This window comes from Rhodococcus sp. ACPA1, from assembly GCF_002300195.1.
Classification (GTDB): Bacteria; Actinomycetota; Actinomycetes; order Mycobacteriales; family Mycobacteriaceae; genus Rhodococcus_F; species Rhodococcus_F opacus.
In genome coordinates, this window is the sequence record NZ_NSDX01000005.1 from 444,707 (window position 1) to 469,148 (window position 24,442).

The 24,442-nt window shown below is 66.9% G+C and carries 24 protein-coding genes; 16 read left to right on the top strand and 8 right to left on the bottom strand.

Features of this window, described 5'->3' with window-relative positions:
- The 15 genes from CJ177_RS26435 (at position 1) to CJ177_RS26505 (ending at position 14,361) form a co-directional block, all read left to right on the top strand.
- Positions 1 to 1,140, top strand: coding sequence for an acyl-CoA dehydrogenase family protein (locus CJ177_RS26435; RefSeq protein WP_005244487.1), 1,140 nt, complete (start codon positions 1 to 3; stop codon positions 1,138 to 1,140).
- A gap of 120 nt (positions 1,141 to 1,260) precedes the next feature.
- Positions 1,261 to 2,049, top strand: a complete 789-nt coding sequence (locus CJ177_RS26440) for an enoyl-CoA hydratase/isomerase family protein (RefSeq protein WP_005244486.1) — start codon at positions 1,261 to 1,263, stop codon at positions 2,047 to 2,049.
- 36 nt (positions 2,050 to 2,085) lie between these two features.
- On the top strand, positions 2,086 to 2,463 hold the full coding sequence (locus CJ177_RS26445; RefSeq protein ID WP_095868993.1) for a Zn-ribbon domain-containing OB-fold protein: 378 nt from the start codon (positions 2,086 to 2,088) through the stop codon (positions 2,461 to 2,463).
- Positions 2,463 to 3,611 (top strand): thiolase family protein, encoded by a 1,149-nt coding sequence (locus CJ177_RS26450; protein WP_095868994.1) that lies wholly within the window; start codon positions 2,463 to 2,465, stop codon positions 3,609 to 3,611. The genes CJ177_RS26445 and CJ177_RS26450 overlap by 1 nt, the downstream gene beginning before the upstream one ends.
- 9 nt (positions 3,612 to 3,620) lie before the next feature.
- Positions 3,621 to 4,826, top strand: a complete 1,206-nt coding sequence (locus CJ177_RS26455) for an acyl-CoA dehydrogenase family protein (RefSeq protein ID WP_257014686.1) — start codon at positions 3,621 to 3,623, stop codon at positions 4,824 to 4,826.
- Positions 4,823 to 5,785 carry a phosphotransferase family protein gene (locus tag CJ177_RS26460; protein ID WP_005244482.1) on the top strand — a complete coding sequence of 321 codons (963 nt, stop codon included), beginning with the start codon at positions 4,823 to 4,825 and terminating at the stop codon, positions 5,783 to 5,785. Before CJ177_RS26455 ends, CJ177_RS26460 begins: the two co-directional genes overlap by 4 nt.
- Positions 5,786 to 5,801: 16 nt before the next feature.
- Complete coding sequence (locus CJ177_RS26465; RefSeq protein ID WP_005244481.1) at positions 5,802 to 7,004, top strand: acyl-CoA dehydrogenase family protein; 1,203 nt, start codon at positions 5,802 to 5,804, stop codon at positions 7,002 to 7,004.
- The gene (locus tag CJ177_RS26470) at positions 7,001 to 7,762 is read left to right on the top strand and encodes an SDR family NAD(P)-dependent oxidoreductase (RefSeq protein ID WP_061042230.1); all 762 of its coding nucleotides are present in this window, start codon (positions 7,001 to 7,003) and stop codon (positions 7,760 to 7,762) included. Before CJ177_RS26465 ends, CJ177_RS26470 begins: the two co-directional genes overlap by 4 nt.
- 35 nt (positions 7,763 to 7,797) lie before the next feature.
- Positions 7,798 to 8,559 carry an SDR family NAD(P)-dependent oxidoreductase gene (locus CJ177_RS26475; protein WP_005244479.1) on the top strand — a complete coding sequence of 254 codons (762 nt, stop codon included), beginning with the start codon at positions 7,798 to 7,800 and terminating at the stop codon, positions 8,557 to 8,559.
- Positions 8,560 to 8,585: 26 nt separating this feature from the next.
- A complete protein-coding gene (locus CJ177_RS26480) occupies positions 8,586 to 9,617 on the top strand; it encodes an NAD(P)-dependent alcohol dehydrogenase (protein ID WP_095869236.1) in 1,032 nt (343 codons plus the stop codon).
- A 75-nt stretch (positions 9,618 to 9,692) separates the two neighbouring features.
- Entirely contained in the window at positions 9,693 to 11,195 is a 1,503-nt protein-coding gene (locus tag CJ177_RS26485) for a class I adenylate-forming enzyme family protein (RefSeq protein WP_095868995.1), read from the top strand.
- Between the two features lie 87 nt (positions 11,196 to 11,282).
- A complete protein-coding gene (locus tag CJ177_RS26490; RefSeq protein WP_080578208.1) occupies positions 11,283 to 11,891 on the top strand; it encodes a TetR/AcrR family transcriptional regulator in 609 nt (202 codons plus the stop codon).
- A gap of 75 nt (positions 11,892 to 11,966) precedes the next feature.
- Positions 11,967 to 12,302 (top strand): EthD family reductase, encoded by a 336-nt coding sequence (locus tag CJ177_RS26495; RefSeq protein WP_095868996.1) that lies wholly within the window; start codon positions 11,967 to 11,969, stop codon positions 12,300 to 12,302.
- The gene (locus tag CJ177_RS26500) at positions 12,299 to 13,315 is read left to right on the top strand and encodes an MBL fold metallo-hydrolase (RefSeq protein WP_257014687.1); all 1,017 of its coding nucleotides are present in this window, start codon (positions 12,299 to 12,301) and stop codon (positions 13,313 to 13,315) included. The genes CJ177_RS26495 and CJ177_RS26500 overlap by 4 nt, the downstream gene beginning before the upstream one ends.
- A gap of 14 nt (positions 13,316 to 13,329) precedes the next feature.
- Entirely contained in the window at positions 13,330 to 14,361 is a 1,032-nt protein-coding gene (locus tag CJ177_RS26505; RefSeq protein WP_095868997.1) for an NADP-dependent oxidoreductase, read from the top strand.
- 67 nt (positions 14,362 to 14,428) lie between these two features.
- On the opposite strand, the gene CJ177_RS26510 is transcribed toward CJ177_RS26505, so the two are convergent.
- From CJ177_RS26510 to CJ177_RS26535, 6 genes are all read right to left on the bottom strand, one after another.
- Positions 14,429 to 15,193, bottom strand: coding sequence for an SDR family NAD(P)-dependent oxidoreductase (locus CJ177_RS26510; protein ID WP_061042227.1), 765 nt, complete (start codon positions 15,191 to 15,193; stop codon positions 14,429 to 14,431).
- Positions 15,194 to 15,238: 45 nt separating this feature from the next.
- Positions 15,239 to 16,939, bottom strand: a complete 1,701-nt coding sequence (locus tag CJ177_RS26515) for an iron ABC transporter permease (protein ID WP_061042226.1) — start codon at positions 16,937 to 16,939, stop codon at positions 15,239 to 15,241.
- On the bottom strand, positions 16,939 to 18,105 hold the full coding sequence (locus CJ177_RS26520; protein ID WP_095868998.1) for an ABC transporter ATP-binding protein: 1,167 nt from the start codon (positions 18,103 to 18,105) through the stop codon (positions 16,939 to 16,941). Before CJ177_RS26520 ends, CJ177_RS26515 begins: the two co-directional genes overlap by 1 nt.
- 66 nt (positions 18,106 to 18,171) lie before the next feature.
- Positions 18,172 to 18,951: an SDR family NAD(P)-dependent oxidoreductase gene (locus tag CJ177_RS26525; RefSeq protein ID WP_005244469.1), complete on the bottom strand. Its 780-nt coding sequence runs from the start codon at positions 18,949 to 18,951 to the stop codon at positions 18,172 to 18,174.
- Positions 18,948 to 19,985, bottom strand: a complete 1,038-nt coding sequence (locus CJ177_RS26530) for an ABC transporter substrate-binding protein (RefSeq protein ID WP_025431851.1) — start codon at positions 19,983 to 19,985, stop codon at positions 18,948 to 18,950. Before CJ177_RS26530 ends, CJ177_RS26525 begins: the two co-directional genes overlap by 4 nt.
- 87 nt (positions 19,986 to 20,072) lie before the next feature.
- On the bottom strand, positions 20,073 to 20,768 hold the full coding sequence (locus CJ177_RS26535; protein ID WP_061696782.1) for an alpha/beta fold hydrolase: 696 nt from the start codon (positions 20,766 to 20,768) through the stop codon (positions 20,073 to 20,075).
- Between the two features lie 109 nt (positions 20,769 to 20,877).
- Between CJ177_RS26535 and CJ177_RS26540 the strand changes: the two genes are divergently transcribed.
- Positions 20,878 to 22,812, top strand: a complete 1,935-nt coding sequence (locus CJ177_RS26540) for an FAD-dependent oxidoreductase (protein ID WP_061042223.1) — start codon at positions 20,878 to 20,880, stop codon at positions 22,810 to 22,812.
- A 7-nt stretch (positions 22,813 to 22,819) separates the two neighbouring features.
- On the opposite strand, the gene CJ177_RS26545 is transcribed toward CJ177_RS26540, so the two are convergent.
- Complete coding sequence (locus tag CJ177_RS26545; RefSeq protein WP_061042220.1) at positions 22,820 to 23,293, bottom strand: helix-turn-helix transcriptional regulator; 474 nt, start codon at positions 23,291 to 23,293, stop codon at positions 22,820 to 22,822.
- On the bottom strand, positions 23,290 to 24,375 hold the full coding sequence (locus CJ177_RS26550) for a serine hydrolase (RefSeq protein WP_061696787.1): 1,086 nt from the start codon (positions 24,373 to 24,375) through the stop codon (positions 23,290 to 23,292). Before CJ177_RS26550 ends, CJ177_RS26545 begins: the two co-directional genes overlap by 4 nt.
- Between the last annotated feature and the right edge of the window lie 67 nt (positions 24,376 to 24,442).

Genomic DNA, 24,442 nt, shown 5'->3' on the forward strand with positions numbered 1-24,442 from the left:
ATGCCGACCACCCATTCCCATCCCTGGCCCGAGACCGAACCCCCGGCGATGACGCCTGTCGCCGAGCACGACGATATCCGGGCGGTGGTCCGCCAATTGCTGGATCGGCATTCGACGCTCGAGGCCGGCCGTCTCGCCGCCGAGTCGGAAATCGGCTACTCGCCCGAGTTGTGGTCGCTTCTCGTCAAGGAGATGAACGTCGCCGCCCTGACGGTGCCGGAGGATCGCGGCGGCCTGGGTTACGGCGTGGTCGAACTCGGGATCGTTCTCGAAGAGTGCGGGCGCGCGCTGGTCAGCGAACCCGTACTCACGTCCGCGATGCTGGGAGTGCAGGCCCTGCTCACTGCCGACAGGTGCCCGCAGGTCGACGAACTGCTGGGGCGAGTCGTCCAGGGCGAACTCGTCGCAACCGTGACAGCCCTCAGCGCGGAGACCGATTTCGTCGACGCCACCCGAACTGGAGACCGCTGGTCGGTGTCCGGCCGCGCGACCAATGTCGTGCAGGGCGGGGCGGCCGATATCGTCGTGCTACTCGGCCGCGGTGGCGAGGGGCCCGGCCTCTATGCGATCGATCTGCGTACCGCCCCGGTCCGGCGCACCGAGCTTCCGGTCATCGATCCCAGTCGGCGGCAGGCGAATCTGCTCTTCGGCGACGCGGCCGCGGTGCGTCTCGTCGGACCCGGCGACGCACTGCGGACGGCCGCATCGCTGCAGAGCCTGGGAGTGATCGGGCTGGCTTGCGAACACGTGGGAATCGTCGACCGCTTACTCGAAAGCACAACGGAATACACGATGCAGCGCCATCAGTTCGGGCGAGCGATCGGCTCTTTCCAGGCCGTCAAGCACCGGCTGGCCAACACTTTGGTCGAGTTGGAGAAGGCTCGATCGGCGGCGCGGTATGCGGCAGCCGTGTTCTCGGAAGACCCGGACTCCGCGGCGCTCCCGGCCGCGGTTGCGGGGGCGATCTGCACCGAGGCCGCGATCGCCACCGCCCTCGAGGCTGTGCAATTGCATGGCGGTGTCGGCTTCACCTGGGAACACGCGGCGCATTCCTACGTTCGCCGCGCGCTCGGTGACGAACCGCTTCTCGGTGATTCGCGGGCGCACCGCAGCCGCGTTGCGGATCTCGTCGGGCTCTGAATCGGGGCGTCTGCCCTCGGCTGAATCGAAACCTCTTGCTCCGCCCTATTGACGGACCATCTCCCACCCAGTAGAACTGAAGTGAATCCAGTTCAGTTTACCCCTCGAAAGGACACCGACATGGTGGACACCGACCACATCGTGCTCGAGAAGGACGGCGACGTCGCCCGCGTGTGGCTCAACCGCCCGCACAAGAAGAACGCGGTCACCGTCGAGCTGCTGCATCGCCTCGACGAGATCATCGTGGAGGTCGACAACGACCCCGACCTCAAGGTGCTCGTCCTGCGTGGACGCGACGGCACCTTCTGCTCGGGCTTCGATCTCGACGAGCTGCGGGAGAAGTACGTCGGCTCCACCACCGCGATGGACGTTGCCGTGCTGTCCGCCAAGGTGTGCGACCGCCTGTATTCGATGAACACACCGTCCGTCGCGGTGCTCGAAGGCTTCGTCACCGCAGGCGGTTTCGAGCTCATGATCTCCTGCGACTTCGCCATCGCCGCCGAGGACGCCCGTATCGGCGACTTCCACATCCGCCGCGCGCTGTTCGGTGGGGCAGGCCCGATCTACCGGCTTCCGCGGATGATCGGCATTCGGAAGACCAAGGAGCTCATGCTGACCGGCAAACTCCTGACCGGCAAGGAGGCGGAGGCCTTCGACCTGATCAACGCCTCGGCGCCGGCCGAAGACCTCGACAAGCTTCTCGCCGAGTTCATCGCCCCGATCGTCGACAAGAGCCCGTTCATGATGAAGCTCACCAAGATGTGCATCGACCGCGGTCTCGACGCGGACATCCAGTCGCTGATGGTGATGGAGCACCTCGCCGTCGGCAATGCGCTGCAGTCCGAAGACGCGCGAGAAGGCGTGAACGCCTTCCTCGAAAAGCGTGAGCCGGTCTGGGTCGGTCGCTGATCCGATACCGACCACGAATCCCGAGGAGAGAATGAGATGGGCGAGACACATATCGCGCCTGCGCTCGGCGCGAGCCGGTGCTCCCACTGCTCGACTGTCGCGTTCCCGGCCACCAGCCTGTGCTCGCAGTGCTCACGACCGGCGATGTCGCCGTTCACTCTGAGCACACGCGGAACGGTCTGGGCGTACACGGTTCAGCGGTTCGCCCCGAAATCTCCGCCGTATGTCCCGCCGCCGAACGGGTTCACGCCGTTCGCCGTCGGATACGTCGAACTCACCGAGGGAATCAGGATCGAAGCCGTGCTCGAATGCCACGACTTCGACGAACTGGACGACGGGGCGCCGGTGACCTTGATCGCCACGGCGCCGGTGCCCCGCTTCGCCACCGATGCCTGTCTGAAGGAGATCCGCTGATGTCCACCGTGTCGATCGTCGGGGCCGGACTCTCGAAGTTCGGACGTCAGCCGGGCAAGAGCGGTCGACAGCTGGCGCTGGATGCGATCGCGTCCGCGTTGACGGACGCCGGCATCGCGTGGACCGATGTTCAGGTCGCGTTCGGTGGCAGCGACGGGTCCGGGCTCGCCGACACCCTGGTCTCCGAACTCGGGCTCACCGGAATACCTTTCACCAACGTCAAGAACGGCTGCGCGACCGGCGGTAGCGCGCTGGTGTCTGCCGTCAACGCGATTCGCTCGGGCGCCGCCGACATCGCACTTGCGGTCGGATTCGACAAACATCCGCGCGGCGCCTTCGACCCGGCGCCGGAGGATTGGGGTCTGCCCGTCGGCTACGGCGAGGCAGGCCTGATGGTCACCACCCAGTTCTTCGGCATCAAGATCGCGCGGTACATGCGCGAACACGCGATCAGCGCACCGACTTTGGCCGCCGTGGCGGAAAAGGCGTATCGCAACGGCTCGCTGAACCCGAATGCCTGGCGCCGCGAACCGATTTCCTCTGAGGAAATCGCCGCAGCCGACATGGTCAACGACCCGCTGACGCGATACATGTTCTGCTCTCCCGGCGAGGGCGGCGCCGCCGTCGTCGTGGCGAGCGAGGCCGCCGCCCGGCGCCTCGGCGGAAGGCCTGTGCAATTGCGCGGAATCTCGGCGGGCACCCGCCGGTTCGGCTCCTTCGAGGTGTTCGGTCCGTCGATACAGGGCCGGGGAACTCCGCCCAGTGTGAGCACGTCCACCGCCGCCGCCGCGTTCGAGCAGGCCGGACTCGGTCCCTCGGATGTGGATGTCGCGCAACTCCAGGACACGGAGAGCGGTGCCGAGATCATGCACATGGCCGAGTGCGGATTCTGTGAGCACGGCGAGCAGGAGAAACTGATCGTGGCAGGCGAGACGGAGATCGGTGGCCGGATCCCGATCAACACCGACGGCGGATGCATCGCCAACGGGGAACCGATCGGCGCCTCCGGCCTCCGGCAGATACACGAGATCGTCACGCAGTTGCGCGGGGAGGCCGGTGCCCGACAGGTTCCCGGACACCCGCGCATCGGATTCACCCATGTCTACGGTGCGCCCGGAATCAGCGCCTGCACCGTCCTGTCCGTCTGAGGAAGAGCCATGAATCAAGCAACGATGCCCGACCTGGACCAGTTCGTGGATGAAGCGCGGGCGTGGCTGAGAACTGTCGCCGAACCGCGCACCCAGATCAAATGGGGAGTGGGATCCGACTCGGTCGCCGTCTTCGAGAATTGGACTGCAGAGCAGGAGCGCGACGAGACCGACCATATCCGTGCGTACGAACAGACGAAGTTCGATGCCGGCTGGGGCTCGATGAACTGGCCGGCCGAGTACGGTGGCCGTGGTCTGCCGATGTCCTATGTGCTCGCGTTCCGGCGGGAGGAGAACGCGTTCGACGTGCCGCGCCGGACCGAAATGTTCTCGGTGACTCAGCAACTGGTCGCTCCGGCGATCGCCCAGTGGGGAACGCCGGAACAATGCGAACGATATGTGCGTGCGATGCTTCGGACCGATATCATCGCCTGTCAGCTGTTTTCGGAAACCGAAGCCGGATCCGACCTGGCCGCCGTCCGGACGAGAGCAGTCGAGCAGGACGGCCGGTGGACGATTACCGGGCACAAGGTGTGGACGTCCGGCGCCCGGGTCGCCGACGTCGGGGTCGCGGTGTGTCGCACCGACCTCGAGGCGTCCAAACACGCGGGCCTCACGGTGTTCCTGGTCCCGATGGATGCTCCCGGAGTCACCGTCCGGCCCATCCGCCAGATGACCGGGGGTAGTTCCTTCAACGAGGTCTATCTCGACGGCGTCGAACTGTCGGACGACTACCGGCTGGGGCCGGTGGGTGAGGGGTGGTCGGTCGCCTTGACGGTGCTGGCAGCCGAGCGACTCGACGCCGGGAACCTGGTTCTGGCCAACGCCGATCACGCCGTCGAACTCGCCCGTCACCTCGACCGGCAGCTGAGCGAGATCGAGCGTGACAAGGTCGCGGATCTCGTGACGCGCAGCTACGTCCAGCGGGTGACCGGTATGCGGGTGGCCGCGGCAGTGGTCGCAGACAAGGACCCCGGTCCCGAGGCATCGGTGGGTAAGTTGCTCGCCACCGACACCATGGCACGTACCTCGGAGGTCGTCCGGTTGTTGCTGGGGCGCGATCTGATTGCCGACTCGGGCGAGTGGGGAACGTTCGCGTGGACGGAGCATGTGCTCGGCGCACCCGGGTACCGGATCGCGGGCGGTACCGACGAGATCCAGCGCAACATCCTCGCCGAGCGTGTTCTCGGTCTACCGAGGGAGCTGCGCCGATGACCACGAACGGCACGCTCGGCGACCGCGTGGCCCAGCGCCTGCGCGAGCAGAGCCCTGGCCTGGACGTCGGCGCACTCGAGCCGCTGCTCGGCGGGCATTCCGGTTTGACGTACAAAGTGCAGACCAGCGACGGCGACCTCGTGATCAAGGCGGTTCCCGAGGGGCAACGCCCCATCGGGCGACACGATATGGTGCGCCAGGCGCGGATCATGGGAACACTCGGTGCGACAGAAGTTCCCGTGCCCCGGATCGTCGCCGTCGACGAGGATGGGCCGGCGTGGTTCGCGATGGAGTGCGTGGCCGGGGAATCACTCGAGCCGGTGCTCGATTCCCCTCCGGTGGAACCGGCTGTCGCGGCGGCGCGGATGCGCCGCGCGGCCGCGGTACTGCCGCTGCTGCATGCGGTGCCGGTCGACACGATCCCGGCGGCCGGGGATCCGTTGTCGCCCGGTGCGGAGTTGGCGCGGTGGAAACGAACGCTGGACGCCGTTCCCCCCGACCTCGTCAGCGGCGGCGACGAACTCTTGCGCCTCCTCGCCGCCGATCTCCCCGAGGCGCTGCCACCGACGTTGGTGCACGGTGACTACCGGCTCGGCAACATCATTGCGCGTGACACCGAGCCGGCGGCGTTGATCGACTGGGAGATCTGGAGCCTGGGCGACCCGCGGGTCGAATTGGGCTGGTTCCTCGTGTTCGCCGACGGCGCGAACTTTCCCGGGGTGGGGCGCGCGGTGCCGGACCTGCCGTCCGAGGACGAACTGATCGGCCTCTACACCGGGGGCAACCCGGCGCTGCCGAACATGAACTGGTTCAACGCGCTCGGCCGCCTGAAGATGGCGGCGATCATGGGCCACAACCTGCGCCGGCACCGCGAGGGCCGCCACCACGACCCCGACCAGGAACGGCTGCCCGACACCATCTCACAGCTCATTCGCAGTGGCACTGCGCTACTCGCCTGATCAGAAAGGACGACACGTGGACTTCGGATACTCCGCACGCACCGAGCGACTGCTCGAGCAGCTACGGACCTTCATGGAAGAGCACGTCTATCCGGCCGAGGCCGTGTACGACGAGCAGATCCGTGCAAATTCCAACCCTCACGAGCAGCCGAAGGTCATGCTGGACCTGCAGGCGAAGGCCAGAGAACTCGGATTGTGGAACCTCTTCATGACGCACGCCGGGCGGGGCGCCGGGCTGACCAACCTCGAGTACGCCCCCCTCGCCGAGATGGTCGGACGCTCGGTGATCGGCAACGAGGCCGTCAACTGCTCGGCACCCGACACCGGCAACATGGAAATTCTCGCCATGTACGGCACCCCGCAGCAGCAGTCGCGCTGGCTGGAGCCGCTCCTCGACTGCACGATCAGGTCGGCATTCGCGATGACCGAGCCGGACGTGGCGAGTTCGGACGCCACGAACATCACCTCGACCATCCGCCGCGAGGGCGACGAGTACGTCCTGAACGGCCGGAAGTGGTACACCTCGGGCATTCTCGACCCCGACTGCAAGCTCGTCATCTTCATGGGCAAGTCCGATCCCGAGGCTCCGACGTACCGGCAGCAGAGCATGATCCTGGTGCCCGCAGATGCCCCCGGCATCGAGGTGCTCCGCGATCTGCCCATGTTCGGCTACCACGACCGGCTCGGCCACGGCGAGGTCCAGTTCACGGACGTGCGGGTGCCGGCCGACCACATGCTCGGCGCCGAGGGCGACGGGTTCGCGATCGCGCAGGGCCGACTCGGGCCGGGACGCATGCACTACGCGATGCGGGCGATCGGCATGGCCGAACGCGCCCTCGAGCTGATGTGCCGACGAGTGCTGCAGCGCACTGCATTCGGTGCTCCGCTCGCCGACCGCGGTGTGGTGCGCGAGTGGATTGCCCGTAGCCGGGTGGAGATCGATCAGATCCGGCTACTCGTCCTGAAGTCGTCGTGGCTGATGGACACGCGCGGAAACGGCGCTGCCCGTTCGGAAGTCGCCGCGATCAAGGTGGCCGCCATGGAGATTGCTCATCGCGTGGTCGACCGCGCGGTCCAGGCACACGGCGCCGCAGGAGTGAGTGACGACACGATCCTGGCCAGGCTCTACGCCATCACCCGTGCACTGCAAATCGCCGACGGCCCGAACGAAGTCCATCTGCGCACGATCGCGCGCCTCGAACTGAAGAAATACGCATGAACACGACTGAAGAGTTGAAGGGCAAGGTCGCACTCGTCACGGGCGCCACCCGGGGGCTCGGATACGCTATCGCCAGTGGGCTGGCCGCCGCGGGAGCCACCGTGATCGTGTCGAGTCGCAAGGAGGAGGCATGCGTCTCCGCGGCCCGGGCAATCTCCAGGGACACCGGTGGAATCGCCGAACCGCTGGCATTGCACGTCGGGAAGTGGGACGCGATCGAACTTGCGGTCGACCACATTCTCACCCGGTTCGGAACGCTCGACGTCGTCGTGAACAATGCCGGTATCGCGCCCCTGTCCCCGACACTCGAGTCGGTGTCGGAGTCGCTGTTCGACAAGACGATCGAAGTCAACCTCAAGGGCCCGTTCCGGCTCATGGCGGTGGCCGGTGCCAGGATGAGTGCGGCCGGGGGCGGTTCGATCATCAACATCTCGAGCATCGGCGCGCTGCGCCCCAGCCCGCCCGAGGCGATGTATGCGGCGTCGAAGAACGGGCTCAATGCGCTGACGATGGCCTTCGCGCAGGAATACGCGCCCCGGGTGCGGGTGAACTGCATCATGCCGGGCGGATTCGCGACCGACATGGCGGCGGACTGGGACGACGAGTTCGTCGGGAAGATCGTCGACCGGCTCCCGGCCGGACGTCTGGGGCGTCCGGATGAAATCGCCGGCCTCGTCGTGCATCTGGCCGGCGACCGTGCCGGGTACACCACGGGCGCGATCATCCCGGTCGACGGCGGACGCACCGCCGTCTACTGATGCGGGTGCCACGAACACGAGTAGGAGCCAACCACATGCAGGTACCCGATCTGTTCCAGCTGAGCGGTCGCGTCGCCGTCGTCACGGGTGCGTCGTCCGGATTGGGAATGGGATTCGCGCGGACGCTGGCCTCGGCCGGCGCCACGGTCTTTGCGGCCGCCCGCCGAGTCGATCGGCTCGCGGCACTGGCCGAGGAGGTCGACACCGTGGTCCCGGTCGAATGCGACATCACCGTCGACGCCGACCGCCGCCGGCTCGTCGACCGCGCCCGCGAGCGCACCGGCCACGTCGACGTCCTCGTCAACAATGCCGGTAAGCCCGGACCTCCGAACGCGGAGGACGAAACCGCCGACGGGTTCGCGTCGATTCTCGACGTCAACCTCGCGGCGGGTTTCCATCTCTCCACGTACGCCGCGTCGGCCGTTCCGGAGGACGCGGGGATATCGATCATCAACATCTCCTCGGTGATCGGGCTGGTGTCCACCGCTCCCATCGGCGGTGCGAGCTACGCGGCGTCGAAGGCGGGCATCCTCGGGCTGACCCGCGAGCTGGCGGGTCAGTGGGGCAGGCGGGGCGTCCGTGTCAACGCCGTCGTTCCCGGATGGTTCGATACCGAAATGACCGACGGACTGTTCAGCAATCAGCGTTCAGCCGACTGGGTGCGCCGCAACACGATGCTCGGCCGCGGTGGCCGCGCGGGCGAAGTGGACGGTGCCGTGCTGTTCCTCGCATCCGATGCGTCGTCGTATGTCACCGGACAGACGCTCGTCGTCGACGGCGGCTGGGCAGCCAGGTAGGCGACAGGACAGTGGCCATCGAGACGATGAAAGCCGTGCGCTTGACCGCCTGGGGCGAACCCGCTCAGGTCGTGCCGGTCCGGCTCCCCGAACCGCAGGGCGCCGAACTGCTGATCGAGGTCCGGGCGGCTGGGCTCTGCAGGTCCGACCTGCACGTCATGGACGCACCCGCCGGTGTGTTCGACTATCCGCTTCCCCTCACGCTCGGGCACGAGGTGGCCGGAACCGTTGTCGACGCGGGCCCCGGCGCCGACAGTTCGTGGATCGGCGAGTCCGTGGTGATCCACGGTGTCTGGTCCTGCGGGGCGTGCCGCAATTGCAGACGGGGCCGGGAGAATTACTGTCACGACCTGCGTCGGCGGGCCGACGGCCGGCTCCCCGCGATCGGCAACGGTCTCGGCTACGACGGCGGTCTGGCCGAGGCCATGATCGTTCCGTCCGAACGGTTCGTGGTGCGCACCCGGGGGCTTGCTCCCGAGAGTGCCGCCCCGCTCGCCGATGCGGCCCTGACGGCCTACCACGCGATCCGCACGAACCGGGATCTCGTCGACGGCCACTCCGTCGCGGTAGTGGTCGGCGTCGGGGGACTGGGACACCTCGCCGTCCAGATTCTTCGTGCCCTCGGCGCAGGCACCGTGTTCGCCGTCGATCCGCGCCCGGAATCGCGCGCGCTCGCGAAGCGGCTGGGAGCCGACGCGGCATTCGCGGACATCGCCCGGATCACTCAGTCGATCGACGCTGATGTGGTCTTCGATTTCGTGGGTTCATCGGCCACCACGGAGGCGGCTGCAAAGTTGCTCGGTCCCGGTGCCCGCCTGGTCACCGTGGGCAGCGGGGGAGGCCGGCTGACGGTCGGCAAAGACCTCGGACTACCCAACGGCTGGCAGGTCAGCGCCCCGTTCTGGGGAACACGCGCGGATCTCGAGGCGGTGATCGACCTCGCGCATCGAGGGCTGCTGAGCGTCGAATCGACCGCGTACCGATTGGACGACGCCCTCGACGTATACGACCGGCTGCGCCGCGGAGCGATCCGCGGTCGCGCCGTCCTCGTGCCGTGACCGGCGAAAAGATTGCGCGATGCTGCGTGTGATGACTGAGAATGACAGTGGTTCGGTAAACAGGAGGTCTGCGAGATGTGGGAGTTGGCTCGCGAATTCGATGCTCGCGCAAAGAGTTCGCCGGATGAGATCGTGGTCGTCGACGCCTCGGGCGAGTACACCGCTGCGTGCGTGGTCGCGGCCGCGACCGAGCTCGCCGCACTGTTGGCCACCGCCCCCGGGGGGTCGCCCACCGTGCTCGTGCAAGCGGACAACAGTTGGCGGACACTGACTGCGGCACTCGCGGTCGGACTGCGGGGCGGTGTCGTCGCCGTGTTCAGCAGGCATGCCACCCCGTCGGAGTTCGCCGTGGCCCTACACGACATCGCGCCCGATGTGGTGATCGCCGACCGGGAGTCTCTTGCCCACTGGGGTGTACCCGACGACCGCTTCGGTGAAGAGTCGACCGCGCTGGGCGGCTGGGCGGTGCGCTGGTCGCGATCACCGGTCAGCGACGTCGGGCGGTGGAACGGCGGGATCGCGATCGCGATGACGTCCGGGTCGACGGGGCATCCCAAGTGCGTGGTCCAGTCGGAATCTGCGATCCGGTACGCGTGCCGTTGCACGATCGACGCGGTCGGACTCGAACCCGGGGATCCGGTTGCCGCATTCGTCCCGCTCTCGTCGGTGGCCGCGTTCTGCTTCGGGCTGTACCTCCCCGCGATGCTGGCCGCGCCGATGGTCTGTATGGACGGCTGGAAGCCTGCAACCGCCCTCGAGGTGGTGAGGAAACACCAGGTTGCGTGGACGATGCTCGTCCCGACCATGGCGCTCCAGCTGGCCGTCGCGCCGGACGCGTCGGGCGCGCTGACCTCGCTGCGCGCGATGACCGTCGGCGGCGGCCCGATGGACGCCGGTGCGCTCGGTCGCGCCGAGCAGACTCTCGGGACGACGTTTCTGCGGGTGTTCGGTATGTCCGAGTGCCTCGGGCACACCACCCCGCTGCCCTCGGACGAGCCGGCCGTACGCCTGGGCCGGGACGGTCGTCCGTTCCCCGGTACCGTCGTCCGAGCAGTCGACGAACAGGGCGCGCCACTGCCACCGGGGCGGGTGGGCGATGCCCAGGTCGCCGGACCGTCCCTCTTCGTCGGGTATGCGCGAGCCGGGGCTCCGACACCGCCCGACCTCACGGCGGACGGATTCCTGCCCACCGGCGACCTCGTCGAAGTCGCGGAGGACGGGAGCATCCGGGTGATGGGGCGGCAGAAACAGATCATCATTCGCGGGGGTCGCAATATCGATATCAACGAGGTCGAGGCCGCCATCGCGCGCATCCCGACCGTCTCCCAGGTGTGCGTGGTACCGGTGCCGGACGACCTCCTCGGTGAACGCGCCGCAGCCCTGGTCGTGAGCACGGGTGCACCGATTACCCTCGGTGAGGTGACCGCGCACCTCGGAGACGTCGAGTTTCCGAAGTTCAAGTGGCCGGAGTTCGTCTTCACGATCGACGATCTGCCGCAGAACCGCGTCGGGAAACTGTCTCGACCGGATGCGGTGGACCTCGCAACACGCCTGCTCGCCGGTACCGAGAGCCACTGATCTCCACCCGACTTGACCTCAGTTCAGGTAGTCTTACCGGTACCGACCCGACAACAGATGGATGGGGATCCCGTGTCCGTAGAAGCCATGACGCTCCGCGATGGTCCGCGTTCCAAGCGCGGGCTCATCCTCACGGCCGCGATCGAACGCTTCGGGGAAGTGGGCTTCGAGCACACGAAGTGGGCGTCGATCGCCGGCGAGGTCGGTATCGGCCAGACTGCGCTCTACCACTATTTCGAGTCCAAGGCGCACTGCCTGCTGACCATCATGCGTCTCGAACTGGCAGAGTCCCTCGAGCGATTCACGGCCGCGATCGAGGGCGTGGACGACCCGGTGGAGGCGTTGGGTGCCGCCGTCACCAGTGCGCTGGAAGCGACCCCCCGGGACGCCCTGCAGCGTCGCATCCTCCAGAGTCACATGGATCTGCTCGCCACCCCACGTCAGTCCGAGAAGGAAGAAGCCGAGCGCCAGACCTCACGTGCGCTGGTGAACTCGATCGAAGAAGCGTGGTCTCTCCTCATTGCGAAGGGGATGGGCGCCGGAGTCTTCGCCGACGCCGATCCACGTCTGATGGCCCGGCTGGTCCTCGGACTCGTCGTCAGCGTGTGGCGTTGGTACCGGCCCGGCGGCGACATGAGTCTCGACCAGCTCAACCGACAGGTTCGCGACGCCACTCTGCGTATCGTCCGCGCGTAGCGCGCGGCGTTCGTGGAGGGGCTTTTGCACGCCCTCAGTAATTGAACTTAATTCAGGTCAGTATTGGAGCGATGAATGTACAACTTGATCGTCTTGGCCGCCCGTCCCCACGACTGGAGCCACGAGCAATTCATCGAGTGGTGGCGCGGGGAACATGCCGACGTGACCTATCCACTCCCCGGCCTGCGGCGATGGCAGCACACCGAAGTGCTCGACGCGATGGACGACAGGTCCCGGGAATGGGACGGCGTGTCGATCCTGAGCTTCGACTCCCGCGAGGACCTCGATGCCGCGCTCGCCAGCCCGCAGTGGCAAGCCGCGGTGGACAACGTCGGCCGGATGCGTGGAAAGCGCATCCTCGTCATGGGCGAGGAGAAAACGATGGTCGAAGTGGACGGCGGCACACCATGAGGGCTCGGTGGATGGAGCCGGGCTGCTACGAGGTGGCGCCCGGCGTGCACCGAGTACCCCTCCAGATGCCTGCCGACGGTCTCGGAGCGGTGAACGTCTACGCCCTCGAGACTCCGGACGGCCTGGCCCTCGTCGACGGTGGTTGGCGAGTCGACACGACCTTCGGGGAGATGGAGCGCGCACTGCGCCGGATCGGTCACGGCACCGAGCAGATTCACGACATCTACGTCACCCACGTGCACCGCGATCACTACACGTTCGCCGTCGAACTCCGCCGCCGTCACGGTTCACGCGTCCATCTCGGTGTAGCCGAGGCGGACGGATTGGCGGCTGTCGGCGCACTCGGCAGCAACGTCCCGACGGATTCGCTCCACGAACTCCGCCGCGCCGGAGCCCCCGTCCTGGCCGACACCGTCGAGGCCCTGACCGCCGCGGAGCCGTTCTACCCCTCGGACTGGGAAGAGCCCGACCACTGGCTCGCCGCGGGTCCGCTCCGGATCGGGCAGCACGCTGTCGACGTCGTGCACACGCCGGGCCACACCAAGGGGCACATGGTCTTTCATGATACGCAGCGCGGACTGCTCTTCAGCGGAGACCACGTACTGCCCTCGATCACCCCGTCGATCGGCTTCGAGCTCGGTGAGTGGGACCTGCCCTTGGGGCGTTACCTCGACTCGTTGTCCGGATTGCTCGACCGCCCCGATTCGCAACTCCTGCCGGCACACGGAGATCCGACGCCGAGCGTCCACGTGCGAGTCGAAGAGCTTCTCGCGCATCATGACCGGCGATTCGCCGCCATGCGCGACGCGCTGGCCACGCTGGGACCGGTCACCGCGACGGCCGTTGCGGAGGCCATTCCGTGGACCCGTCACGAACGGCCGTTCGCCACGCTGGATCCATTCAACCGGATGATCGCCACCTGTGAGACCCTCGCGCACCTCGACACCTTGGCCGACCGCGGCCAGATCACCGTCCGAAGCCGAGGCGATCGCGACGTCTTCGCCGTCGCATGAGCGGAAGGAACCCTGTGCAGAGCCGTGAGCTGAAACTGGCACGCCATCCCCAGGGGAAGGTTCGGCCGGACGACTTCTCTCTCGACGTGGTGAGCGTTCCCGAGGAACTGGGTCCCGGTGACATCCTCGTTCGCAACTCGTGGCTGTCGATCGACCCGTCCGTCAGGATGCGCCTCGGTCCCACCGGCCCCGCCGGCTACCTGCCCCCGTTCCGCATCGGGGAGACGCTGACCGGGTTGGCCGTCGGCGAGGTAGTCCGATCTCGTGCCCCCGGCTTCGAGCCGGGCGACATGGTGCTGCACATCAACGGCTTTCGTGAGTTCGCCGTGATCCGGCAGGACGGCGACACCCTGGCCGGGGCGGGCGGTGTGACACGACTCGACACGACCGAGCATTCGCCGCAGTCGTATCTCGGAGCGCTCGGCAGCTCCGGGCTCACCGCCTATGTGGGGTTGCAGTGCATCGGCGAACTCACGGGCGACGATGTCGTCTGGATCTCCTCGGCGGCCGGAGCGGTCGGCAGCCTCGCGGCGCAGATTGCGCGGATCCGAGGTCACTACGTGGTCGGCAGCACGGGATCCGCCGAGAAGGCCCGGTTCCTGTCGGAGGAACTGAAACTCGATGCCGCGTTCGATTACCACACTCCGGATCTGATCGGAGCTCTCGAACGCGCGGCACCGAACGGCATCGATCTGTATTTCGACAACGTGGGCGGAGCGCATCTCGAGGCCGCCCTGTATCACCTCCGGCGAGGAGGCCGGGTTGCCATGGCGGGCGCCGTCGCGTCCTATGACGCGGAGGCGCCGACTGCAGGCCCGAACAATCTCTTTCAGATCGTGGCAAAGAACCTCACAGTGAGGGGGTTCCGGGCCGGTGCATACGAACATCTGCTCGGCGACATGCGGGCCGAGGTCGGGAGCTATCTCCGCGACGGCCGGCTAGTTGCTGCGGAAACCGTGTTCGACGGTCTCGAGTCGGCACCGGATGCCATCATCGCGATGCTGCGCGGCCGCACCGTCGGAAAGACGCTGTGCCGTCTACTCTGATGCTCCGGCGGCTACACCGACGAACATGGCCTCCGCATCACGCGGAGGCCATGTTCTTCTGCGCAGCTCAGGCCGCCGTCCACCCACCGTCGGCGTAGATCTCCGAGCCGGTGACGAAGCTGGAGTCGTCGCCGGCGAGGAAGGCGACCGCGGCCGCAATCTCCTCACCGCGTCCGAGCCGTCCCATCGGCGTGCGGGCCAGCATCTCGCGATGACGCTCGCTGCCCTCCCAGCGCTCGAGCAGCGGGGCCGTACCGATGAACCCCGGGTGTAGCGAATTGACCCGCACTCCCGCTTTCGCCCAGTGCAGGGCGGCGTTCTTGGTCATCGTGCGGACGGCGCCCTTGGCCGCCGCGTAGGCGACGCTGTTACCCAGACCGCCCACGGTTCCCAGGATCGAGCACATGTTCACGATCGAACCGCCGCCGCTACGCTCGATCAGTGGGCCGGCATGTTTCATGCCCAGCCAGGTGCCGGTCTGGCCGACCCCGATCACGCGATCCCAATGGGATCGGGTTTCGTCCTCGGCCGTGGCGACGCTGCCGATGGCGGCGTTGTTGACCAGGGCGTGCAACGCGCCGAACGTCGCCTCGGCTGCTGCGACGACCGCCTCCCACTGTTCCTCGGACGAGACGTCCAAGGCGTGCGCGGCATGTCGCTCGGGACGGGCGAGAGAGCGGAGCAGATCGTGGCAGGCCGACTCGTCGAGATCCGTCACGACGACGTGAGCGCCTTCCTCGGCGAGCCTGTGGACTATCTCGACGCCGATTCCACCGGTCGCACCCGTCAACAGGACGACCTTGTCGCGAAGTCGGTCAGGGCCGACAGTCATCGTGACTCCTTGTCACTCGTTCGGATCTGGCAGGGCACATCGACATCACAGATTGCTCAGTACGTTCCGGCCACCGATGAGCATCGCGAACACGACGCCGATGCTGGTCACTGCCGTCATGAGCAGCGCCATCGCAGCCACCAGCGGGTAGGAACCGTTCTCCCACAGGTCGAACAGCAGCGTACCCATCACCTGGGTCGTGGCGGCGCGGACGAGCAGGGAGGCGGCGAACTCGTGGGTGAGCAGGATGAACATCAGGGCGACGGCACTGAGCACGGTCGGCCTCATGAGCGGCAGGATCACCCGGACATTGGTGACGAACGGGCTCGCGCCGCTCGTCGCCGACGCCTCGGCGTAGGTCTCCCCGAGCGACAGCATCGCCGTCATCTGCATTCGAGTGGAGAAGGGCACCATCAGCACGACGTAGACGAGGATGATGACCGCTTTGGTGCCGTAGAGGATCAGCGGAGGCTGGGTGTAGGTCAGCAGGAACCCGACACCGAAGATCACCGCTGGAATGCCCAGGGGGAGGGCCGTGATGACGTCACCGACAGTCCCCAGGACGCGGTGTTTGCGACCGCGCACGAGCAGGGTGGCGGTGAGGTAGCCGATCGGCACGCAGATCACGACCGCCACGACCGAGGTGAGGAGACTCGTGTACACCGAGTCGACGATGCTCGCGGTCTGGAAGAGCGCCCGGAAGTTGTCGAGGGTGAACAGATTCCAGGACAGCGATTCCGACCAGTACGGAGACACGGCCACGATGGCCAGTCCGATCAGCGGAACGACGAGGGCGAGAATCGCGTACACGGAGATCGCCACCGCGGCCCACACCGAGCGACCGGTGTTCGGTGCGAACGCTTTTCCCCCGTGGGTGACGAAGCGCGACTGATTGCCGAGAAGCATCTTCTGTGCGAGCACGACGACGACTCCGAAGATGACGAGCGGTGAACCCGCCGCCGCGGCCGCCGCGAAGTCCGCCGGCGACTCGGACACACGCCGATACATCTCGGTGGTGAGCACCTTCACACCGGAGTTCTGCCCCAGCAGGAGCGGTCCGGTGAACTGTCCCAATCCGAGGAGCAGCGCAATTCCGCCGCCGTACACGAGAGATGGGCGAAGCAGCGGAAGGACCACGCGAAAGAACACTCCGAGCGTCGACGAACCGCTGATCTGTGCAGCCTCGAGGTGCTCGGAACTGATGTTCTGCATTCCCGCGCTGACGAAGAGGTAGACGAAGGAGGTGAGCCCGAAACCGGTGAGAATGATGATCCACGGCGTGCTGTAGACATCGATCGGTCCGGAATCCACGTGGTTCCACCAGGGAAGTTTCCGCAGGAGTGCGTTCAGGTACCCGGGTCCCGGAGAGAGGAGGAATGCCCACCCGACGACATTGGCGACCGCGGGCATCACGATGGGTAGAATGGGGACGATCCGGAGGAAGCTCAGCCGTCGTGGCAGCCTGGTGGCCGCGAACGCGAGCACCGTGCCCAGAACCATTGCGATAGCGAGCGACGTGACGGCGAGGGCGATGGTCGTCCGGATGGTTTGACCGATGTCGTACCGCCCGTACTGGGCCTGATATCCGCGTGCGCCGTCTTCGAACGCCAGCGACTGCAGCCGGAAGAGCGGGAGCACGATGAGGTATGCGAGAACCGCCATCAGCGCGCCGTATCCGAGCCTCGTTCGCCACACCGTGCTGACCACGAGCGGACGCGCGCCGCGGTGTACGGCAACCGTAGCCATCATGCCTCCGATCGGGCGGTGGCCTGGGCGAGCACGGGAACCTGCAGATCGACGTGCCCGTCGAGGTGCGGGAACACCCGCAGTGCGGTGGGGGAGAAGCTGACCACCAGGGGGGATCCCGTGGCGGCGCCACGCAACCAGGGCCCGTGTTGTGCCGCATCCGCGCGAAGGTACAACCGCTCGCCTCCGGCGTTCACCGTGACGTCGAAATGGCGACCCCCGTACTCCGAGGTGACGAGTTCACCCGCGAGGCCGACATCACCCGGGGCGACCTCGTCGAGCGAACGACGAAGTGCGAGGTCGTCGGGACGCATTCTTCCCACTGCCGCGTCGCCGCTGATGTGTCCGCCCTGGACGCCGGCCGCGTCGAGATCTACCGGAGTACCCGCTCGCGTCGTCCAACCCTCGTGCCGCCGGACGAGTTCGAGTCGATTCGCCATGCCGATGAACGCGGCGACATAGTCGGAGGACGGGGACTCGTAGACCCGTTCCGGGGTGTCGTACTGCTCGATTCTGCCCGCCTTCATGATGGCGAGTCGGTCGCCGAGCGCAAACGCCTCGGCCTGGTCATGGGTGACGAATACGGCCGTGAAGCCCAGACGTTGATGAAGCTGATGAATCTGGGACCGCACCTGATCGCGCAGTCGTGCATCGAGATTGCTCAGGGGTTCGTCGAACAGCACCAGATCGGGTTGTGCGACCAATCCGCGCGCCACCGCCACTCGCTGTTGCTGCCCACCGCTGAGTTGGGAGGGATACCGGTCGAGCAGGGCTCCGCAGTCCACCATTCCTGCTGCGGTTTCGATCTGCCCGGCGGCGATGGCGCTCTTCATTCGTCGAACCTTCAGCGGGTATCGGATGTTTTCGCGCACCGTCATGTTGGGCCACAGCGCGTAGGACTGGAAGACCATGCCGATGTTGCGCTTGTAGGCCGGAACGTTGACCCGGGTCGACGCATCGAAGACGGTGTGGTCCTTGAACGTGATCGACCCGCCCTCGGGTGTCTCGAGGCCGGCGATGCAGCGGAGCGTGGTCGTCTTCCCGCAACCGCTGGGGCCGAGCAGGACGAGGAATTCACCGTCCTCGATGTCGAGGTCGAGTTGATCGACGATGGTGTTGGACCCGAAGGTCTTGGTCAGGTTGGAAACCCTGAATTGCGATGTCACCTTGGCACCTGCTTGGTTGCGAGGGGTTTGTCGGGGGAGGAGTAAGGAAAGTGAATTCAGTGTGTATTAGGACTGCGTCGGGCGCTTCGGAGTCCTGGCACCCGCGGAGGTTCCGCCGTCGATCATGAGATCGGAGCCGGTGATGTAGCTGCTGTCGTCGCACGCGAGGAACAGGATGGCCTTCGCCACCTCGAGTGGGAGACCCCGGCGTTGCAGCGGAATGCTTTTCACATACGCGTCCATGTCGTCGTCGGCGAAGTCGGCGCCGGCGGTGATTCCCGTCTCGATGCTGCCCGGGCAAACAGCGTTGACCCGGATATTCGATTCCGCGAACTCCAACGCCGCAACGCGTGTCAAGGCACGAACACCGAACTTCGACGCGCCGTACGCACCGAGTTCGGCGGTGGCGAGGACGCCGCGCAGCGAAGACAAATTGACGACCGACCCTCCTGTGGTCATCGCGGCGCCGGCCGCCTGCAGTCCGAGGAAGGTGCCCACCAGGTTGAGGTCGATCATGCGTCGCAACTCGGCGACCGAGGTCTGCATGATCGACGCCTTGGAGGCGGCGCCCGCGGAGTTGACGAGAATGCGCATCGGATGCCCGCGCTCCGCCATCTCGGTGGTCACCCGGGTCCACTGGGATTCTTCGGTGACGTCGAGGTGTCGATAGTGTGCTCTCGCACCGAGTTTCGCCGCAACACTGTTGCCCAGCTCGTCGTCGACGTCGCACAGGTACACGGTCGCCCCGTGGGCGTGGAAGAGTTCCGCGGTCGCGGCGCCTATCCCGCGTGCAGCACCGGTCACGAGAGCGCAGGTGTCACGCAGTCGCGCGTCGTGGGTGGTCACTGGATGAACCGCTTTTCCCAGTCGGACTGGTATTCGGTGAGCGATTCGGGCGTCAGATCGGAAGTGTTGGGCAGCGCGATGTCCTGCGCGTGCGCGACGCTTCCTTCGATGTCGGGCAGGGCGCTCGCGTAGCCGAGCGACAACGCCTTCTGGCCGGCCGGGGTCACCATGAAGTTCGCCAGCACCTGCGCTGCATTCGGGTGCGGTGCCGCGGACAGGGCGTGGGTGAACCAGGGGGTTCCCCACGGGGGCGACGGCAGCGCCCAGTCCACCGGTGCACCCGATTCCTTCTCTCGCACCAGGGGTTGCACTACGGGGGTCGCGACGATTTCACCCGAGGTCAGGGCCTGAGCGACACCCAGCGCACTCGGATAGATGCGCGGTTTCAGTTCCGCGAGCTTCTGGAGATAGTCGTCGCCGAAGTTCTTTTCGAAGAATCGGTAGAAGTCGACGTAGGCGGCGATACCCGACGGGTTGACGATTCCGATCTTGCCCTTCAATGCCGGGTCGAGCAGGTCTGCCGGCTTCTGCAGACCGCCGGGAAGCGCTGTCGTGTTCCACCCCAGGGCGAACACCGCCGCACTCGTCAGGAAGAACTTGTCGGAAATGATGCTCTTCTGCGGTTCGTATTCCGGCGCGTCGAATGCCGGACCCACGAGGTCGGTCGAGTAGGTACCCGACTCGGCGGCATTCTCGATCCAGGCGGCGTCGGTGAGCATGTGGACGTCAGCCGTGCCGCGCTTCGTCTGGCTCTCGACCTCGACCTTCGGGTTGATGTCGGCGTCGGTTCCCCGGACGTACTCGAGGGAGATCTCGGGATACTCCTGCTCGAAGGCCACTTCGAGGGCGTCGAGGTTGGCAGGGAGTTGGCTCGAATACAGCAGCACACTGCCTTCGCCCTTGGCCGCTGCGACGACGTCGTCCCACGTGCCGGACACGGGCCCAGTGACACCGGCACCGCCGGATCCGCAGGCGGCGGAGGCGAACGCGGCGACCACCGCGACGGCCATCAGCTTTATCGGCACACTTCTCATGGCATGAAAGTCCTTCCGGAATCGGTTCGCCGGATGCGAACCTGTGCAATCGGTTGCGGAGTGCGAGATCGAATGCGGGGCGAAGCCCTACGACGCGAGCGTGTCGAGCAGTGCGGCAACGCGATCGGGAATCGTCACCATGGCCATGTGGCCGGAGTCGAGAAAGACGGTGTCGCCGCCGACGACGGCAGCCGAACGCTCCTGCAGCTCGGGCGGATAGCACGTGTCCTTCGTCAAACGTACGTATGTGCGGGGTACGTCGGCACGGAGACCGGACAGATCCACGAACTCGGTGAGTAGCGCACCGGAATCGTCGACCAACTGGTCGATCATCCAGTCGGTCTGCTCGGCGTCCATGTCGTTGCAGAGCATCGCTGCGGCGCCCAGTGGATCCTGGCGATACACACCACCTTCTATCGACGCTTCGACCGCCACGCGGACGTCCGGATCGATCTGGTCGATCACCCGCGTGCCGTCAGGAGGGACGACGGCGGAGAGGAACACGACGTGCCGTAGTCGGTCCGCGAGCGCTGACATGGCCAGCGGGGCCGTCACTCCTGCGAATGAATGCGCGACGAGAACGATGTCCTCGAGGTTCGCCGCCTCGACGTCCTCGACGAGGGCGGCGGCGCAGTCGGCGAGGGTGACCGACCGCGGGTCGACAGAGCGGCGTTCACCCCGTCCCGGGAGATCGACTGCGAGAGTGTCACCTTCGAGCAACGGGAGGAGAGGCTCCCAGCAGGAGGCGCCCACTCCTGCGCCATGGATGAGAACGAACGACATGATGCCCCTCACTGAATTGAACTGATATCAGTTTGAATCTAGGGAAATCGCCTTGTGATGTCAATCACCTGCTAGCGTGAAGTGAATCCAGTTCAATCGAGAGGTCGGTATGACGACTCCACGTGCAGCGCGGCCGCTGCAGCTCGGCAAGCTTCGGTTGGAAAACCGTCTCGTCGGTACGCCTCACGCCTCGGGAGCCGTTGCGGGCGGCATCCCGTTGCCCGGCGACGCGGACTACTGGCGCCGCCGCGCGGCGGGCGGTGCAGCAATGCTCGTCGTCGGCGGAACCGTGGTGTCGCCCAGCTCGACCAATCGCAACGGCAACATCACCGAGGCCTGGCGTCCCGAAGTCGTCGCCGGCCTGGAGGCTCGGGCACGAGCGATCACGGCGGAGGGAGCCGTCGCGGCATGCCAGCTGGTGCACCTCGGGCGCGAAACGCTCGGCGCCGAGCTGTGGAGCCATCCCGTGGCACCGACCGCCGTCCGCTCTCCGCGCGAACCGACGCGGGCCCGAGTCCTCTCCCACGCCGATGTCGACGGGATCGTCGACGCGTTTCGCACATCCGCCGTTCACGCGTGGTCCGCCGGATTCCCAGTGGTCGAACTGCATGCGGCCCACGGATATCTGCTGGCGCAGTTTCTGTCACCGATCACCAACTTCGGCCGAGGCGCTGGGACGGTTGCGGGGCGTGTGCAGATCCTCGACCGCATTGCGTCTGCGGTTCGCGACGCCTGCCCCGGTGTCGTCCTCGGTGTTCGCGTCTCCGCCGAAGGGGACGACGAGGCCGGCCTGAGCATGGACGGGCTCTGCGAGGTACTTCCGCACCTCTCGGATTTCGACTACGTCAACGTCACGGTCGGGGTGCGCACCACCTATGTTCGCGACATGGCCGTCGCCGACCCGCCGCTGCTCGGTGCCGTCGGACGGTTGCGCGCCGCCACGGTGACGCCGCTGCTGGTGTCGCAATCCTTCCGCACTGGTGCGTCTATCGACACCGCGCTGCAATCGGGAGCCGATCTCGTCGGCATCGCGCGCCCGCTGATCGCGGATCCGGACTTCCCGAGGAAGATACTGACCGGCAGGGAGACCTCGATCCGCCCGTGTGTGTCGTGCAACGAGGACTGCCGGGCGTTCGACCCGGTCCTGCTCTGCTCGGTCAATCCGGAGCTCGCGCCGCCTGGCCATTCCGCACGTCCGGCGTATCCGCTGACCCTGGGCCCGACACGCTCGTCGAGCGGTAGGCGACGGATCGCCGTCGTCGGTACCGGCCCGGCCGGGCTCGAGTGTGCGATGCGGCTCGGATCCGACCACGCCGTCACCCTCTTCGAGCGTCGCGACCGGATAGGTGGCCAGCTCGCCACAGCCGCGGACGCGCCACATCGCAGCGGCTGGCGTCGCCTCCTCGACTACTACTCGGACAACATGCCGAAGGTGGCAATCCGTCTGGCGCACAACGTGAAAACCAACGACCTGGAGGACTTCGACGACGTAGTCCTGGCCGTCGGTGCCGTGGAAGAACTTCCCCAGGGATTGGCGGGAACGTCGTCCATGCTCACCTCTCAGGCGTTGCTCGACGGGGGAGGAGCCCTTCGCGGCGCGGGCCACGTCGTGGTGGTCGACGACGGATTCGGGCTCTGGCCCGCGGCGAGTTCGGTCGAAGCCGCGCTTGCCGCCGGCGCAGACCTCGTGACCGTCCTGACACCTGCCGCGGCCTTCGCGTCCGGCCTCCCCGCGGAGAGTCGCGTGCAGTATCTGCGTCGGCTGTCGGGCACACCGGTCGACGTGCGGGTGCTGTCGTCGCTCGTCGCGGTCGCAGACGGCTCGGTCGAGTTCGAGAACACCCTGTCCGGGGAGAAGACGCGTCTCGACGTCGACCGTGTTGTCGTCGCCGGTGAGCGGCGGTCGCTCGATTGGTCACGCCTTGCGCCGGAAAGCGCACGCGTGCACGTCATCGGCGACGCTCTCGTGCCACGCAAAGTCGCGCACGCGGTCGCCGAGGGTCGTGCAGTCGCCTGTGAGTACTTGTCAACCGCCCGCGGTTGACAAGTACTCACAGGGGGTGTTCGCCGACATCCGCGGCGGCGAGGGTGATGACCAGCAATGGCACCACCTTCGCCGCCGCGATGCGGTAGTGGTTCCTCGACTCCTGCTCGACGATGCGCGCCCCGCCGAGGGCGCGCAGGTGGTGGTAGAGCTGACCGGGCGAGGACAGCCCGACCGCGGTCTGCAGCTCGGCCGCGCCGGCGGGACCGCGCAGCAGTGTGCGGACGATCTCGAGGCGGGTCGGATGTCCCAGTGCGGCGAGCACATTCGATACGGCGGTGGGGGAAAGGTCGAGGGTGGCGCCGGCGTCGTAGCGGATCGTCCACTGGATGTCGCCGCCCAGGTCGACGGTTCCCTGATACCCGATCTGGCCGATGCTCTCGCCGGAATCGGCTGTCGGGGATTCGGCGGACGTGGCCGATTCGAGGGCGTGGACGCGCGCCTCGAGGTCGGCGAGCCGGGCGTCGTACTCGTCGTTCACACGGCACAACTTAACTGCGACGTCGTGTCGGGATCGGTCATCGCCTCGAGAAGCAGCTGCTGGTGCGCGAAGTTCCCGCCGATGATGTTCAGGTAGTCCTCGCTGGAGAGGTTCGACGTCAGCAGCACCGCGGTGGCGACGGTGCCGTCGGGACGACGGATCGTCATCGCCTCGGTGACCACCCCGGGAAGGTTGCCACCTTTGAAACCCAGCCCGTCCAGCCCGGGCGGGGCGGGCTGCCATTCGAGTGTTCGGCGTGCGACGTCGGAGCCGGGACCGAAGTCGCCGGTCGCGATCGCGCGGTGCAACGAGGCCAGGCCCGCGGCCGAACCCGCCACCCCCGACTCCTGCACCCGGGCCGTGACCGCCGGGAAGTCGTCGCCGGGCGACATCCGCACGACCTGTTCGCGGTAGGCGCCGTCGTGTGCGTAGCGCTGGGCGGCGTCCCACCGGCTGTCCCGCGAGATCGCCGGATCGAGGAGAGCGATGGTCGAGCCCAGCAGGGTCGGCACCTCCAGGTCGTCCCAGCCGCCCTGCGCGGCGGCGTCGGCGAGGGCGGCGTCGCCGAGCCGGTCGCGCAGATAGTCGGGGACGGCGTTGTCGCTCTCCTGGATCATCGCGGTCACCATCTGCTCGAGCGGGACCGTGGCGCCCGGTTCGGTGACGCCGAGCCGCTGCAGGGCCTTCGGGTGGGCGCCGCCGTCGGTGTTCGGGAGGTACCAGCGTTCCCACTCGGACAGCGGTACCGGCTCGGCCGGGTCGAGTTCACCCGACGCGACGGCCCGCGCGTAGGCAGCCAGGTGCACCACCTTGATCGCGGACGCCAGCGGAACGGTCTCGCCGGCGCGGTGCGCGACCGTTCGGCCGCGACCGTCGTCGACGGCGAAGGCGACGTCGTCGGGGTGGGAGCCGACGTATCCGACCCACCCGGAGGCCGTCGTGATGTCGGCGGGTGGCAGCGGTGCGCACACGGCAGGAGCCTCCGGTTCGCCCTGCCGGTCTGCGGAGTCGTCGGCGCTGCACGCGCCCAGGCTTACCGCGACCGCGACTGCTGCTGTGACCGTGCCCAGCTTCCTGGTCATCGAGAAGGTCCCTTCACCTGTGTAAATTCGATAATTCGGAATTACGGAATTCTAGAAGTACGGTAGC